The following is a 16,217-nucleotide window of genomic DNA, read 5'->3' on the forward strand; positions in this document are numbered from 1 at the left end:
CAGGCTCAACACTCCTGGCCCACGGTAGCGTGTGCGGCTGGGGTGTGGAGAGGGGCTGGGGATGGGAAACGAGAAGTTTCAGGTCGACCTGCACGGGGTCGTCGATCTGCTGAGCAATCACCTGTACAGCAGTCCGCGGGTCTACCTGCGCGAGCTGCTGCAGAACGCGGTCGACGCGATCACCGCGCGCCGGGCCCACGATGCCGAGGCGCCCGGGCGGATCGACGTACAGGTGGACGACCGGCGGATCAGCGTCAGCGACTCCGGGATCGGGCTGAAGCCCGGCCAGGTGACCGAGCTGCTCGCGACGATCGGGCGGAGCTCCAAGCGGGACGAGATCGGCTTCGCGCGGACCGAGTTCCTCGGCCAGTTCGGGATCGGGCTGCTGTCGGCGTTCATGGTGGCCGAGGAGATCGAGGTGGTCACCCGCCCGGCCGAAGGCCCCACCACGCTCTGGATCGGTACGGCGGACGGCAGCTACTCGCTCCGGGAGACCAGCCCGCGAGGCGAGGTCGGTACCACCGTCACGCTGACCGCGAGGCGCGGCGCCGAGCAGTGGTACAAGCCGGCCACCGTGATCGAGTTGATCCGCCTCTTCGGAGCCCTGCTCCCGTTGGAGATCAAGGTCAACGGCGAACAGGTCACCGACGGCCGCGCCCCATGGGAAGCAACCGGTACTACGCAACGCGCCGAGCTGGTCGGCTATGCGCAGGACAAGTTGGGGTTCACCCCCTTCGACGTCATTCCACTCAACATCCCGGCGGCCGGGCTGACCGGTGTCGCGTTCGTCCTCCCCTTCCCCGCCAACCCGGCCGAGCGCGCGACCCATCGCGTCTACCTCAAGCGGATGCTGCTCGCGGAAGGCGTCGAGGGCCTGCTGCCCGATTGGGCGTTCTTCGTCCGCGCCGTCATCGACACCTCTGAGCTGCGCCCGACCGCGAGCCGTGAGGCCCTGTTCGACGACGGCAACCTCGAGGCGACCCGGGAGGCGCTCGGCGCCCAGTTGCGCGGCTGGCTGGTCAGGCTCGGTAGTACCGATCCGCAGAAGCTCGACCGGTTCCTCGGCATCCACCAGCTCGGCGTGAAGGCGCTCGCGCTGCACGACGACGAGATGCTCCGGCTGGTCTACCGCTGGCTGCGGTTCGAGACCAACCACGGCCGGATGACCGCTGCCGAGCTGCACGAGCGGCACGGCGAGATCCGTTATGTGGCGACGATCGAGGAGTTCCGGCAGCTCGCGGCCGTCGCTGCCGCGCAGCAGCTCACGGTCGTCAACGGCGGCTACACCTACGACAGTGAACTGCTCGAGCGGCTGCCGGACGTCGTCCCCGACCTGACGACGAGTCGTTTCGACCCGACCGAGCTGTCGACCAGCTTCGACAGTCTTGATCCGGCGACCGAGCTGGCGTTGCGGCCGTTCGTCCGCCTTGCCCAGGAGGCGCTGGACGCGGTCGGGTGTGAGGTTGTTGTCCGCGCTTTCGACCCGGCCGGGTTGCCGGCGATCTATCTGGTCGACCGGTCGGCACAGTTCGCCGCGGAGCTTCGTAGTACGAAGAGCAAGGCGGACGCGTTGTGGGCCGAGGTGCTCGGCGCGCTCGACACCCATGACGACAGCCGGCCGCAACTCGTGCTCAACCACCGCAGCCCGCTGGTACGCCGGATGGTCTCGCTGGCCGATCCCGAGTTGACCCGATTGGCCGTGGAAGGCCTTTACGGGCACGCGTTGATGCTCGGCTACCACCCGATCGGCCCCGCGGACTCCGCCTTGGTGAACCGCTCCTTCCTCGGCCTGCTCGACCAGGCCGTTCCCTCGCAGGAGGACCCGCGATGAGTGACGATCTCGTTGACCGCTTGCAGCGCGCGGAGAGTACGCCGTACGGGAAGGCGCGGTCGGCGTTGCTGGAGGACGTCGTACGCCGGGCTGACGCGGCCGAGAACCAGGAGCTCTCGTTCTACTCGCGGCTGAGCCTGGTCACGGCGTACGTGATGGGTGGCGAGGCGCGGAAGTCGCTGGTGCCGTTCGCGCGCTGCGTGGCCGATTGGGATGCGGAGCCGGAGCGGTACAGCGCTCACACGCACACGTTCCTGTGGACGTTCAAGTACGCGCCGAGCACCTTGAGTCAGTTCCCCGAGGTGCCGCTGGCGCAGACGTACGGCGTACTGGACGACATGGAGCGGCGGTGGCGCACGGGTGGGCACAGCATGCATGCGGTGCACCAGCACCGCTGGCTGGTCGCCAATCACGTCGGTGATGTCGAGACGGCGGCCGAGCAGTACCGGCTCTGGTCGACGGCTCCGCGCGACTCGTTGTCGGACTGCGTCGGTTGCGATCCGACGTCGAAGGTCAGGCACCTGATCGACACCGGTCGCCCGGCCGACGCGGTGGCGCTCGCGGTCGGTGTCCTGGACGGATCGCTGACCTGCAACGAACAGCCGCAGCAGATGCTGACCCAGCTGTTGCCGGCGTATGTTGCCGAGGGCATGTATTCGGAGGCGGTCGACGCGCATCGGCGGGCCTACCGGGCGCTGCGGAACTCGCCGGGCGAGTTGAACGCCTACGCCGACCACGTGGAGTTCTGCGCCCGAACCGGCAACGAAACAAGGGCTGTCGAGCTGGTCGAGCGGCACCTCGGCGAGCTCGACGACCCGCCGAGCACCTTGGCGGAGATGAACTTCGCGGCCGCCGCATCGCTGGCCCTGCGCCGGATCGACGACGAGAACTTCCTGATCCGCCAGCCGAAGGGCGACGACATTCCAGCCGCCCAGCTGGCCGAGCAACTGGCTGAGCGTGCCCTCAATCTGGCAGCCCGCTTCGACGACCGCAACGCGACCAACCACCAGACCACGCTCATCCAGTCAGTACTCACGGCCGAGCCCTGGGTGGACTACCTACCCCTCTCCGAGACGGCCCGCCGCACCCACGCGCGAGCCAAAGCACAGCAGGCGCAGCCTGTACCCGAGCAGGTGGAGGTACAGGCCGAAGAGCCTCGCGGCCGCGGGTGGCTCGATCGCGCTGAGGAGGCGTGGCAGCACTACCAGCGCGACGAAGCAGTCGCCGCCCGGAAGTCCTTCGAGGCCGAAGTCCCCGAAGAGGACCGCACGCCACTGGACCGCGCCCGCCTCCTCGACCTCTTGGGTCTGACCTCGCAGGACAACCCAGAGGTTGCCCTGGACGCCTGGCGCTCAGCCCTCAGCCTGTACGCCGACCTGGGCGAAGAAGCCCGCATCCTCCGCAACCGAGCCCGGATCGCCCGCATGCTCGGCCACCTCGGCCAGATCGAGGAAGCACTCGCCACCGGCGAGGAGCCGATGCGCTGGCTGATCGCCAACGACGAACCCCGCCGTCGCGCCGGCTGGCAGGACTCGCTCGCCACCATGTACGCCCAGGACGGCCGCTTCGAGGAAGCAGTCGCCGAGCTCGAGGCCGCTCGCCGGCTCCCCGAGACCGACGCCGACCAACTGGCCAGCTCGTCGATCCTGCTGAGCAACCTCCTCGTCCAACTGAACCGAATCGGGGAGGCCGAGGAGGCCGCAACCGCAGGCCTGACCACGAGCGACGATCTGGCGCGTTCCGTGGCCTACCGTCAACGTGGCCGGGTCCGGGCCAGGCTCGAGCGGGCAGCTGAGGCCGTCGACGATCTGGAGGAGGCGATCGCCATCGCGGCCGGGCTCCCGGTCTCGCAGCCTCACGTCGCCTTCGGCCAGGTCGATCTGGCTCGTGCTTACCTCATGGCCGGGCGGCCGCTTGAAGCTGCCGAGACGGCTGAGGAGGCGTCGCCGGTGCTCGAGAGCGACCCTGAGTTCGCCTGGACGCTGGCGGACGCTCGCGGCGTACTGGTCGATGCCTACCGAGCGCTGGGCGAGTTGGACGCGGCGCTGGCGAAGGTACGCGCGCAGCTGACCGATGCACCCGAGGATGCGCATCCGCACTGGCTCGGGCTGCTCCGCAAGGACGAGGGCATGCTGCTCGAACGGATGGACCGGGATCAGGAGGCAGTCGATGCCCTGATCGCTGCGGCCGAGTACTTCGAGGCCGCCGAGCAACCGATCGAGTACGTCCAGGCGATCCGCCTCGCGGCCCAATCGGCCCGCTACTGCGGCAACTTCGACCTGGTACCCGAACTACTCGCCAAAGCTCAACCTGTCCTCGAAGCGCTCCCATCAGCCGAGGAGTCGGTGATCTTCCAGCAGGCCGGCATCCATTGGGACCTGGCGATGCTGGAACTCCAGAAGGGCGACCCCGCAGCGGCCGTCACCCAGGCACGCCATGCAGCCCAGTACTACGAACGCGGCGGCTTCGACGGCCAGCTGACCAACGCCAAACTCCTCATCGCCGAACACGGCAGTACTGACGAAGTACTGGCCCGAGAAATCTTCAACTCAACCCCACCAGGCGAAGACTTCTGGTACCGAGCCGGCTACCTCCTACTAGACCGCCTCCGCACCCTCGGCCGCACCGACGAAGCAAACGCGTTGGAGACGCGACTCACGAACCAGTAGAACCAGCCTCGTGACGCTTCGCGTCACCTCGGCACCTTCAACGAACGAGGACCTAGCCGGCCCCGCCTCGTCCCGGGCTCGTGACGCTTCGCGTCACCTTGCAATCGAATCGATAGCGAGATAGCACCTCGGCCGTGGACTTCGGAGGGGACAGCATCGAACAGACGACCTCGCTGCCGTTGTAGGTCATGTCCAGCCTGATAGGCGCCCAACGCAACGACTTCAAGACGCGGCGCAAGGTGGTGAAGGGGCAAAGGTCGCCCTCGAACAGCTCTACACCTACTAGGCAAGCCTCGGTGGCCAGTCAACCCACTCGCCGGTGCGCGGCCGTTCGCCGCCATCCGCGAGGAACTCCTTCACGATCATGCGGATGGTGTCGGTGTCCGTCTCCGAATCTGCCGGGAATTCCTCACGGTTGTTCATATAGCTGTAGACCACTTCGTCACGCTGACTGGACTGGCCCTTGGGGTACCACGAGGACATGCCCTGCGTGTATCTAATGCCGCCGACCTTCGACTCCGCGAGTACCGCGATCCGCAGCTCATGGTCAGGAAACCCGCCTTCTAGAGTTGGCCGCGCGCCTTCACCGGACTAGCTACCGCTCGCGCTCGCCCCGCTGACCAGGTCACACCAGGGAAGCCAGATCGGCGCAACGCAGGTACGGCAACTCCAGGCTCGTACTGCGCGACTCCGCCGCCTTGACGATCACCTCGGCGGAATGGACACCTACGCCGTCTACACCAGCGAAATGGCAGCCACCGAGCGCCTGATCAAGAACGCCGGCTACAGCGGCGCCACAGCCCGCGCGTTGACCGGCGTACTCGCTGAACAAGCGCAGATGGCCGGGTGGGCGCGTTCGATGCTGGACGACTCGCTCACTCGCGGCGGCACTACCGGAAGCCCTCCTAGTACTACAGCCGGAGTTCGTGATGTTCAGCGTGTGGTCGTCGCGTTACCCGGACCGCCACCACTCACAAACCTCAACTGATCGCATCGGGCCAAGCACGCGCAGGCGTGCTCCCGGGTGGAACGGCAGGTTTGTGAGTGGTGGCGGTCCGGGCCTGCCGCCCAACCTCACGAACTCCGGCTGTAGTCCGACGACCTGCGCACCCGCTGCGAGACCGGCCTCTACCGACGATCCCGCCAAGCGAACTGCCTCATCGCGGGACGGAGTCGCTGTCGAAACCTGAAGGTATTGAGCCACGGCTGCGAGTCTAGAACCCTCGCTGGATCAGGATTAGGAGCCGGTGACCTGGTGGGTGGACAGGAGTGCGTCGGTGATCAGGCCGTTGCGGAAGCGTTGGCCTAGGGGGACCGTTGTGTGGACGCCGTCGCGGACGTAGTGGCGGCTGGATTTCACGGTGGCGACGAACTCGGACCAGCGGACGACGTGGAGGTTCGGGTAGCGGCGTTCGGCGTCGTCGAGCTGGCTGTTGACCCAGTCGGTGTTGCGGCGATCGGCGCGCTGGACCAGGTCGGACTCCCGGGTCCGGCACACGTACGCGTCGACCCAGAACACCTCACGGGCCGGGCCGATGATCCCCATCGCCCGGTCGACCTGCGGGCCGAACGCGGGCGGCTTGAAGATGTCGTTGGAACCGACCGCCATCACGATCCGGCTCGGCAGCCCGTACTTCGTCTTCCACATCTGCAGCGCGTCGACCGCCGCCTCGGTCGGCTGGCCGGCCCAGGTGTGCATGGCCATCGGCTTGTGGGTCAGCGTGATCACCCGCCGCGCCAGCGCGTTACCGTCCTGGACTGCGATGCTGTCGCCGAACAGGAAGACCCCATCGGCGGCGATCACCCGGTGGATCTGGTCCTCGGACGAGATGGTGGCGTTCATGCCTTCCCACGGCTCGAGCGGTCCGGAGCCGTAGATGTCGGCCGACACGGATCCCGAGTTCGCGACCATGGCAGCACTCGTCGCGACCAGTGCTGCTCCAACCCCGAGCAGCCGTCGACGACTCAACCCCACCCCACGCACGGACATCCCCACGGACCTTACTTTCGACGCCTGAAGCCCTCGCGCACAAGCTTTCCGACGGAATTCTGCAACAACTTTCAGGAATCCATCAAAAAACCCGGGACACAAGTGCCCCGAGTTCGAGGTTGTTCGATGGTGGGCGGTGGTCAGGTGCGTGCATCACGGTGCTTGAGAAGCGTCCTCGATGCGGAGCATCGTGGATGATTCTCAAGTGCCGTGAGGTGCGTGCCTGGGCGCCGCCCACGTCGAAGAACCTCGGACTCGGGGCACTTAGGTGTCCCGGGTTCTCAGTTCTGTGGGATTACTCCCACTCGATCGTGCCCGGTGGCTTGCTGGTGATGTCGACGGTGACGCGGTTGATCTCGTCGACCTCGTTGGTGATCCGGGTGGAGATCTTCTCCAGTACTTCGTAAGGCAACCGGGCCCAGTCAGCGGTCATCGCGTCCTCGCTGGTGACCGGGCGCAGCACGACCGGATGGCCGTACGTGCGGCCGTCACCCTGGACACCGACCGAACGGACATCGGCCAGCAGCACCACGGGGAACTGCCAGATGTCGCGGTCGAGGCCGGCCGCGGTCAGCTCGGTGCGGGCGATCAGGTCGGCGGCGCGGAGGATGTCGAGCCGGTCCTTGGTGACCTCGCCGATGATCCGGATCGAGAGTCCCGGGCCGGGGAACGGGTGCCGGTAGACCAGCGTCTCGGGCAGGCCGAGGGCGATACCGAGCTCGCGAACCTCGTCCTTGAACAGCGTCCGCAGCGGCTCGATCAGCGAGAACTGCAGGTCGTCGGGCAGGCCGCCGACGTTGTGGTGGGACTTGATGTTCGCTGTGCCGGTACCGCCGCCGGATTCGACGACATCCGGGTACAGCGTGCCCTGGACCAGGAACTCGATGTGCCGCTCGGCGTCCAGCTTGCGCGCAGTCGCCTCGAAGGTGCGAATGAACTCGCGGCCCACGATCTTGCGCTTCTGCTCCGGGTCGGTGACGCCGGCCAGCGCGCCGAGGAACTGGTCCTCCGCGTCGACGACCTCGAGCCGGGTGCCGGTCACCGCGACGAAGTCCTTCTCGATCTGGTCGGATTCACCGGCCCGCTGCAGCCCGTGGTCGACGTACACACAGGTGAGCTGGTCGCCGATCGCCTTGCTGACCAGGGCTGCCGCGACGGCGGAGTCGACGCCACCGGACAGCGCGCAGAGCACCTGCTTGTCGCCGACCTGCTGGCGGATCAGCTCGACCTGCTCGTCGACCAGGTTGGTGGTCGTCCAGTCGCCCTTGCAGCCGGCGATGTCGTAGAGGAAGTGCTCGAGCACGGCCTGTCCAGCCTGCGAGTGCAGCACCTCCGGGTGCCACTGCACACCAGCGAGCTTGCGGTCCAGGTTCTCGAAGGCGGCCACCGGCGCACCTTCGGAAGCGGCCAGTACGTCGAACCCGGCCGGCGGCGCGTGCACCGAGTCGCCGTGCGACATCCAGACGCTGAGGTCCGCGGGGATCCCGGCCAGCAACGTGCCCGCCTCGCTCACGGTGACCGGTGTCCGGCCGAACTCGCGGAGCCCGGTCTTGCGCACCTCGCCACCGAGCGTCTGCGCCATCGCCTGGAAGCCGTAGCAGATCCCGAACGCGGGCACCCCGGCCTCGAACAGCCCCGACTCGACCCGCGGCGCGCCCTCGGCGTACACCGACTGCGGCCCACCGGACAGCACGATCGCCTTCGGATTCCGGGCCAGCATCTCCTCGACCGGCATCGACGACGGCACGATCTCGGAGTACACGTTCGCCTCGCGCACCCGGCGCGCGATCAACTGCGCGTACTGCGCCCCGAAGTCGACAACCAGAACCAGCTCATGCTCAGTCACTTGTCAAGGGTATCGGTGGAGGTCATCCCGGCAGTAATCGCGCCGGACACCACCACCCGAGCAGGCGCCCGAAACGACAACAACTCAACCATCGGTGGCTCAGCCTCAACAGCCCGTACTCCGGCCAGCAACGGCGCAGCACACTCCAACGCAACCCGAGCCTCCAACCGAGCCAGCCCGGCGCCGAGACACCGATGAACCCCCACCCCAAACGCAAGATCCGCCGCCCCACCACGCCCAGACAACCCAAGCAGCAGAGGCGCCCCAGCAGGCAACTCAACCCCACCAACAGTCGCCGGCCCCGCCGTAATCCGCCGCCAAGTCGGCACCGAAGACGCCTCCCGCAGCACGCGCTCGACAACTTCTGCGGGGTTGTCCACCGCCTGTCCGAGCGTCTTCTGGAAAGCCGTCGAAATCAGTTGGGTGGTTGTCTCCTGGCCTGCGATCAGCAGGAAGTAGGCGACCGCACACACCTCTTCGTCGCTCAGACCGAGGGACACCAGCACACCGAACAGGTCGTCCCCGGGCAGCCGCCTCGCGGCACCCACCTGCTGGCGCAGCCAGGTGTAGAACTCGGCCGCACTGTGCGCGAGCTCCAACTGCCGATCCTCATCCGGCCAGCCCCAGAACAACTCGAGCGACTCCCGCCCCCAAGCCTTCAACGCCGGTACGTCGACATCGCGCAGTCCGAGCATCTCCAGCAACACCATCGCCGGCGGCTCAGCCGCGACCACCTCGACCAGATCCACCGGCCCGTCCTGCAGCAAATCCTGCGCGATGGCGACCCGCTCAGCCACCAACCGTCGCGTCAACGGCTCAACAGCAGCAACCCGCGCAGGACTGAAGAACCGAGCCACCGCAGCACGAATCGGCCGATGCGACCGACCCGCGTTGTTCGCCAGCGTCGGCGGCAACGCGAACCCAACCCCTTGCAGCACCCGCAGTGCCTTCACACTCAACGCAGTGTGAGCAACCACCGCATTGTCCGGCCGGAACGTCGCCGGATCGAGCAACACCTCACGCACAGCGTCCGGCTCGTCGATGACCCACATACCCAGCGCTTCGTCGTACCGGGCAGGGCAGTGGGTCACCGAGCGAGTGTAGATCCAGTGCCCTGCGTCCGACGTTGTTTGAGTGATTGCGGTGGTCAGGTGCGTGCATCGCGGTAGCGGAGGAGCAGCCTCGATGTTTTCCATCGTGGCCGTTCCTCCGCTGCCGCGAGGTGCGTGCCTGGGCGCCGCAAGCGCCAAAGAACGTCGGACGCAGGGCACTAGCCCAGCGGCGTGATTCGCGCCGTCCAGTCGGCGCCGATCGTCGCGAGCGCATTGCCCGAGACATCGAAGCCCGACCGGGTCTCACCGACCGCCGTCGACGTACCGGTCACCAGATCGAGAACCCGCACCTGACGCACCTGCTGATCCCCAGGCTGCTGAACCGTGTACGCCGCCTTGGACCCGCCCACCTTGAGCTGCCCGAACCCCAGCTCCCCGCCGAGCTCGACTCCTTCGGTCACCACCCCGGTCACCAGATTGCGATAGCCGATCCGGTATCCAGCACCCGTGTAGCTCAGCCAGACCAGGTACTGCGAGTCCGCATCCACCGCCAGCGGCGACTCCGACCCGGCCGGCCGCACCACCGTCTCGGTTCCGGTCGCCAGATCCTTCTGCACGATCGCGAGGTCGTCGTCGTAGCGATAAAGCTTGCCATCGGCAACCGGGAGGAAGTCTTCCTCACCCAGTACCGTGTTCGTCCCGGTCGCCTGGTCGTAGAGCATCGCGGTCTGGTCGGAGTAGACGTCCTCGCAAACCCCATCCTCACAAGGCGGTCCGGCGTACTGCTCCCGGGTCCACCGAATCCACCGACCGGTCACACTCATCGCGTAATCCGGCGAAGCACGCAACCCTTCCTGGTTCGAGACGAAGGCCAGCGACTGACTCCCGTTTGGTGAGATCAGCCGCAGGTCGCCGTGCGCGTCGAGATACGCCGTACTCCGGCCCTCTACCGTCACCTGGGTCGCCCGGCGTACCGGCGCGACCGTGGTCTCCGCACCGAGCTTGACCGCGCCGTCCTGCACCTTGTAGCTGCGCTGGTAGAGCGTGTCCTTGCCCCGGCCGTCGCTGTAGAACACCCGGTCGTTGCCGAGCGCAACCGATCCGGTGACCGGGACGAGCCGCTGGACCGCCTGCACCCGGGTCTTGACCGCGGCCGCGCTGACCGCCGCCGCCTTCACGATCGAGGCCGGCTCACCCGTTACGTCGTACACGAACTTGGATCCGTTGGACGTCACGGTCCTGGTGCCGGCCAGCGTGGTTGCGACACCACCCGCCGTGACCGATCCGGAGGTGCAGTTGTCGGCGTTGCTCTGCGAGCAGATGTCCCAGCCGACCGAGGTACCGGCGACCGCGGTCCGGGAGACCCGGTCCGGCACGGTGCCGATCGCGTGACCCGAGCCGGCGCTGCCGAGGGTGGCCTGCCAGATCGCGCTGCCACCGTTGGCGCCGTTGAATTTCGCCCAGCCGGCGTGGGTCGCGGACAGCGAGAACGCCCACACACTGTCCCTCGGCACGTCGGCGAGCACGACCTGCGCGGCGGGCGCGGAGTACGGAACGTACGTGATGGCGACAGTGTCACCGGTCGGAGACTCCGGCGTGATCAGGTAGCCGTTCGGTCCGGTCGCGACGATCAGGCCGCCGGACGGATAGCCGGGCGTACTGACCGTGCAGCCGCTCGCGGAGACGTCGACCCGCTCGCCGTACCGGCCGATCCATCCGAACGGCGTGACCGCCAGGAACGCGATGTCCGACGGATCGATCCCACCGTCGTCAGCCGCTGCCGGCGTACCGGGCGGGCAGGTTCGGGTCTGCGTGTCCCCGATCAGCTGATAGTTCGTCCCGGCCCCCTCCCGGTAGAGCTTGTCACCGGCCAGATGACTGAAAAAGCCCGTCTGGTACGCCGGCGCCCCGGCCGGCTTGACCCAGGTCGTCGCCGGCGTGGAGTCGCCCACCCGGCTCACCTGGTACAACGTGCCGGCGGTCGATGCCCCGATCACCCTGATCCGCGGCTGCTCCGACCGCACTCCGTTGAGCTTCTTGGTCCCTACCGGATCAGCGGTCGCTGCACCGGCCATCCCCGCCACCAGCAGACCTGCCAGTGCCGCCATCGATCCTGCCCGGCGCGCACGCGTGCGCCACCCCACTACCGTCATGTATCCCCCAACGTTGATCGGACTCCCCCGAGCCTCTGCTCTTGTCCTACCCGCTGAGAAACCGATCTCCTACCGCCCGAGACATGTCAAAAGCTGCAACTCAGTCGAACCAGCCGGCCGCTGCCGCCACAAACGCCTCGCGATCCATCGCACCGGCACCTTCCGGAATCCGCCCGATCACCGGTACGCCGGTGGTCGTCGGCAAGTCCTCCAGGTTGCACCGCTCAGCCAGATCCGGCTCGGCCGGCCACGACCCGATCACAATCCCGGCAATCGGCAACCCGCGCGCGCGAAGTGCCTCGACGGTCAGCCCGGTGTGATTCAACGTGCCAAGCCCCGCCCGGGCGACAACCACAAAGGCAAACGGAATCTCCAACCGGGCGGCGAGATCAGCCAAATCGTTGCCGTCGTCATCCAATCCGACCAGCAGCCCACCCGCACCCTCGACCAGCACGAGATCGCGATCCACCGCCAACTTCTCGATCGTCCGCGCATGCTCGTCGACCGACGGCAAGACAACCTTCTGCCGCCGCCCAGCCGTCGTCGGCGCCAACGGCTCAAGCAACCGGACGCCTTCATGCAAGTCATCCAGCCCGGTCAACCGTTCAATGTCCTGCAGATCACCCGGCTCGTCAGCGGTCACACCGGTCTGAGCAGGCTTCAACACCGCCACACAACCATCGGCACCAGCAGCAAGCGCAGCAGTAACCACGGTCTTCCCCACCCCGGTGTCAGTCCCCGTGACAAACAAAACCCCGCTCACCAAACCTCCTGAGTTCGAACAGCCAAGGTGACCTTGAACAGGCCAAGGCGGCGGTGATGACTGCGCAAGCCTGGTGGAGGTCCTCGGGTGAAAGGCCGGCGTGGGCGGTCAGGCGCAGGCGGCTGACGCCGTCCGGCACCGACGGCGGCCGGAAAACACCAACCCGTACTCCCGCCGCCAAACAAGCCTCCGCCGCCGCAACCGCCTCCCGCGGCCCAGGCATCGGCACCGAAACCACAGCCCCCGAAGACGGCGTAACCCCACATGCTTCAGCCAGCCGAGCCGCCGTCGCATGAATCTGCGCCGGCCGACCAGGCTCCTCCTGCAGAACTCTCAACGCAGCAAGCGCCGCCGCGCAGGCAGCTGGATTGAGGCCGGTGTCGAAGATGAACGACCGCGCCCGGTTGACCAGGTGTTCGCGCAGGATCGGCGGGCCGAGCACGACGCCGCCCTGGCTGGCCATTGCCTTGGACAACGTCATCGTGACGATCACATGCTCCAGCCCGGCCAGTCCCGCAGCTGCAACCGATCCACGCCCGCCACCGGTCACGCCCAACCCATGAGCTTCGTCGACGACCAGTACCGCGTCATGTTCCAGCGCGGCAGCAGCCAGCTCTTCCAACGGCGCCGCATCGCCCAGCACGCTGTAGACCGACTCTACGAGTACCACCGCGTGCGGCTCGTTGCGCTCAGCAAGTACTTTCTCTACGGCGTCGAGATCGCTGTGCGGTACGACCTCCACCCGCGAGCGCGACAGGCGGCAGGCATCGACGATCGACGCGTGCACGTGCTCGTCCGACACCAGCAAGGTCCCCGGACCGCCGAGCGCGGTGACGACCCCGAGGTTGGCGAGATACCCGGAGGAGAAGACCAGTCCGGCTTGGTGCCCGGTGTAGGCGGCTAGCTCGGACTCCAGCTCAGCATGAAGCGCAGTAGTCCCGGTCACCAGCCGAGAGGCAGTCGAGCCAGTGCCCCACTCCCGCACGGCGGCAACGGCGGCCTCCACTACCCGCGGATCCCGCGCCAGCCCAAGGTAGTCATTACCGGCAAGGTCGATCAACACCTCGCTAGCCGCCCGCGGCCGAAGTCGCCGAGTCAGCCCCCGCGCCTCCAACGCAGCCGCCTTCGGCTCAAGCCACCCGGCCAGCCCGACCACCGGCACGCCACGCCGCCCGTCGCCCGCCCGACCCACCCCCGGTCTGCCGCGCTGCTCGCCGTCCCCGACCACCTGCTTCGGCTGCTCCCCCTCCACGCCTTCCCTTCCCGCCTGCATCAGTTGCCCTCGGCAATGGCTTCGGTGATGGCTGTGGTGATGGTGGTGATGTCTTCGTCTGTGCAGGTGTAGGGCGGCATCGTGTAGACGAGGTCTCGGAACGGGCGGACCCAGACGCCTCGGCGAAGGACTGCGTCTGTCATGCGCTTCATGTTGACCGGGCCGGCGAGTTGGACGACTCCGACAGCGCCAAGTACGCGCACGTCCTTCACGCCAGGCAGCGGAGCAGCGGCGGCGAGGCCGGTCGACAATCCGGCGGAGATGTGGACAACGCGTCCGGCCCAGTCCTGGGAGAGGAGTAGGTCGATGTTCGCCAGTGAGACCGCGCAAGCAAGGGGGTTCGCCATGAAGGTCGGGCCGTGCATGAGCGCCCCACCTGGTCCGCCCGAGACAGTGTGCGCGACGTCCGTAGTGCAGAGCGTCGCCGCCATCGACAGATAGCCACCGGTCAACGCCTTGCCCACACACAGGATGTCCGGATCCACCCCAGCATGCTCGGAAGCGAAGAGGGTGCCGGTGCGGCCGAAGCCGGTGGCGATCTCGTCGAGGATCAACAAAAAGCCGTGTTCATCGGCCAGTTCGCGGAGCAGCTTCAGGCAAGCCGGGCTGTAGGGGTACATTCCGCCGGCACCCTGCAGGATCGGCTCGACGATGATCGCCGCCACCTGATCCCGGTACTCCGAAGCCAGCGCCCGCATCGAGGCGGCCCAGGCCAAGTACTCCGGATCATCCTCCGCCCGATCGAACCCAGCCGGCGGCTGCGGCCCGAACACCTGCTCCTTCAACGCACCCGTGAACAGCGAATGCATCCCGTTCACCGGATCACACACGCTCATCGGCGCGAACGTATCGCCGTGGTACCCACCCCGGACGGTCAGCATCCGGGTCCGCCCGTTGTTGCCACGGGCAACCTGATACTGCAGCGCCAGCTTGATCGCGACCTCGACCGACACCGACCCCGAGTCGCAGAAGAACACATGCCGGATCGGCTCCGGCGTGATCTCCACCAACCGCTCCGCCAGCCGCACGGCCGGCTCATGCGTGAGCCCACCGAACATCACATGGCTAAACGAGTCCACCTGCGCCTTCAGCGCCGCATCCAGCACCGGATTCCGATAGCCGTGGATCATGCACCACCACGAAGCCATCGCATCGATCGCCTCGACGACACCACCGGCCCCGTCGTCCAACTGCAACCGCACCCCGGAAGCGCCACGCACCAGGTGCATCGGCGCCGGCTCGGTCAACGACGAGTACGGATGCCACAGCGTCGCGGCATCCCGCCCGAGCAGTTCCTCAGCTGACCACATCATCAACCAGCCAGTTCGCCATGGACGGAGCACTTGGCCGTCCAGCCCATCGGGTGCACCTGGACGACCATCCGGCGGCGGCAGTCCGCGCAGTACCGGGGTGGTTCCATCGTCAGTGCCCGACGGCAGTCCTCGTGACCGCCGTCGGCCTGATCCCGGCCGCAGTGGCCGCAATACACGAGCGTGGTCATCACAGAGTCTTCTGGAGTTCCTTCACCGGCATCTTCAGGTCGGCGAGCAGGTCGAGGTCGGCGGTGGCGGGGCGGCCGAGCGTGGTCAGGTAGTTGCCGACGATGACCGCGTTGATGCCGCCGAGCAGGCCTTCGCGCGTGCCCAGGTCGCCCAGGGTCAGCTCCCGGCCGCCCGCGTACCGCAGTACGGTCTTCGGCATCGCCAGCCGGAACGCGGCGATCGTGCGCAGCGCGTCCTTGCCGGCCATGATCTCCATGTCGCCGAACGGGGTGCCCGGACGCGGGTTCAGGAAGTTCAGCGGTACTTCGTGAGGCTCCAGCTCAGCCAGTTGCGCGGCGAGCTCGGCCCGCTGCTCCAAAGACTCGCCCATCCCGACCAGACCGCCGCAGCACAGCTCCATGCCGGACTCGCGCACCATCAGGCAGGTGTCCCAGCGCTCCTCGAAGGAGTGCGTGGTGACCACGTCACCGAAGTACGAGCGGGCCGACTCCAGGTTGTGGTTGTAGCGGTGCACGCCCATCGCCTTGAGCTCGTCCACCTGCTCCTGGGTCAGCATGCCGAGCGAGCAGGCGATGTTGATGTCGACCTCGGCATTGATCGCCTCGATGCCGGCCTTCACCTGCGACATCAGCCGGGCGTCCGGGCCGCGGACGGCGGCGACGATGCAGAACTCGGTCGCGCCGGTCTTCGCCGTCTCCTTCGCGGCCTCGACCAGCTCGGGGATGTTCAGCCAGACCGCGCGCACCGGCGAGGTGAACTGGCCGGACTGCGAGCAGAAATGGCAGTCCTCCGGGCAGCCGCCGGTCTTCAGGGAAATGATCCCCTCGACCTCCACCTCTTCACCGCACCACTTCACCCGTACTTCGTGCGCCAGCGCCAGCAGGTCGTCCAGTTGCTCGTCCGGCGATCGCAGTACCTCGACCAGCTGCTCCTGGTTCAGGCCGATCCCTCGCTCCAGAACCTGCTCACGCGCCACATCGAGGATGTCGTTCATGGTTCTCCTGCCTCATCGAACGGTCGGCCCACAGTAAGCCAGGGGCCCGATGGCCGCTGCGAGGGGCGTCACCCCTCAGAAAAAAGTTTTTGGGAATCTCGTAACCCCTTGTGAGTGGCCTCGTTGATGTGTGCAGAGGCGGTG

General features: G+C 67.2%; 13 protein-coding genes. 3 read left to right on the plus strand and 10 right to left on the minus strand.

The window, feature by feature from the left end:
• Nucleotides 1–61 precede the first annotated feature (61 nt).
• Together OHA70_RS05330 and OHA70_RS05335 are read left to right on the plus strand one after the other, a co-directional pair.
• Complete coding sequence (locus tag OHA70_RS05330) at nt 62–1,831, plus strand: HSP90 family protein (RefSeq protein WP_328329164.1); 1,770 nt, start codon at nt 62–64, stop codon at nt 1,829–1,831.
• A complete protein-coding gene (locus tag OHA70_RS05335; protein WP_328329166.1) occupies nt 1,828–4,500 on the plus strand; it encodes a hypothetical protein in 2,673 nt (890 codons plus the stop codon). Before OHA70_RS05330 ends, OHA70_RS05335 begins: the two co-directional genes overlap by 4 nt.
• A 282-nt stretch (nt 4,501–4,782) precedes the next feature.
• Here OHA70_RS05335 and OHA70_RS05340 read toward each other — a convergent pair whose 3' ends face one another.
• Nucleotides 4,783–5,040: an Imm1 family immunity protein gene (locus OHA70_RS05340; protein ID WP_328335031.1), complete on the minus strand. Its 258-nt coding sequence runs from the start codon at nt 5,038–5,040 to the stop codon at nt 4,783–4,785.
• A gap of 178 nt (nt 5,041–5,218) precedes the next feature.
• On the opposite strand from OHA70_RS05340, the gene OHA70_RS05345 reads away from it, so the two are divergent.
• Nucleotides 5,219–5,488 (plus strand): hypothetical protein, encoded by a 270-nt coding sequence (locus tag OHA70_RS05345; protein WP_328329167.1) that lies wholly within the window; start codon nt 5,219–5,221, stop codon nt 5,486–5,488.
• Nucleotides 5,489–5,737: 249 nt separating this feature from the next.
• Here OHA70_RS05345 and OHA70_RS05350 read toward each other — a convergent pair whose 3' ends face one another.
• The 9 genes from OHA70_RS05350 to bioB all read right to left on the minus strand — a co-directional run bounded on the left by OHA70_RS05350 (nt 5,738) and on the right by bioB (nt 16,073).
• Complete coding sequence (locus OHA70_RS05350; protein WP_328329169.1) at nt 5,738–6,490, minus strand: hypothetical protein; 753 nt, start codon at nt 6,488–6,490, stop codon at nt 5,738–5,740.
• A 295-nt stretch (nt 6,491–6,785) separates the two neighbouring features.
• Entirely contained in the window at nt 6,786–8,336 is a 1,551-nt protein-coding gene (gene guaA, locus OHA70_RS05355; protein ID WP_328329171.1) for a glutamine-hydrolyzing GMP synthase, read from the minus strand.
• Nucleotides 8,333–9,427 carry a hypothetical protein gene (locus OHA70_RS05360; protein WP_328329172.1) on the minus strand — a complete coding sequence of 365 codons (1,095 nt, stop codon included), beginning with the start codon at nt 9,425–9,427 and terminating at the stop codon, nt 8,333–8,335. Before OHA70_RS05360 ends, guaA begins: the two co-directional genes overlap by 4 nt.
• 179 nt (nt 9,428–9,606) lie before the next feature.
• A complete protein-coding gene (locus OHA70_RS05365; protein WP_328329173.1) occupies nt 9,607–11,496 on the minus strand; it encodes a hypothetical protein in 1,890 nt (629 codons plus the stop codon).
• 145 nt (nt 11,497–11,641) lie between these two features.
• Complete coding sequence (bioD, locus tag OHA70_RS05370; protein WP_328329174.1) at nt 11,642–12,304, minus strand: dethiobiotin synthase; 663 nt, start codon at nt 12,302–12,304, stop codon at nt 11,642–11,644.
• Complete coding sequence (locus tag OHA70_RS05375; RefSeq protein ID WP_328329176.1) at nt 12,273–13,577, minus strand: 8-amino-7-oxononanoate synthase; 1,305 nt, start codon at nt 13,575–13,577, stop codon at nt 12,273–12,275. The genes bioD and OHA70_RS05375 overlap by 32 nt, the downstream gene beginning before the upstream one ends.
• Complete coding sequence (bioA, locus tag OHA70_RS05380; RefSeq protein ID WP_328329178.1) at nt 13,577–14,890, minus strand: adenosylmethionine--8-amino-7-oxononanoate transaminase; 1,314 nt, start codon at nt 14,888–14,890, stop codon at nt 13,577–13,579. Before bioA ends, OHA70_RS05375 begins: the two co-directional genes overlap by 1 nt.
• Nucleotides 14,890–15,078, minus strand: coding sequence for a biotin synthase auxiliary protein BsaP (gene bsaP, locus OHA70_RS05385; protein WP_328329180.1), 189 nt, complete (start codon nt 15,076–15,078; stop codon nt 14,890–14,892). Before bsaP ends, bioA begins: the two co-directional genes overlap by 1 nt.
• Entirely contained in the window at nt 15,078–16,073 is a 996-nt protein-coding gene (gene bioB, locus OHA70_RS05390; RefSeq protein WP_328329182.1) for a biotin synthase BioB, read from the minus strand. Before bioB ends, bsaP begins: the two co-directional genes overlap by 1 nt.
• Between the last annotated feature and the right edge of the window lie 144 nt (nt 16,074–16,217).

The organism is Kribbella sp. NBC_00382 (assembly GCF_036067295.1).
Lineage (GTDB): Bacteria > Actinomycetota > Actinomycetes > Propionibacteriales > Kribbellaceae > Kribbella.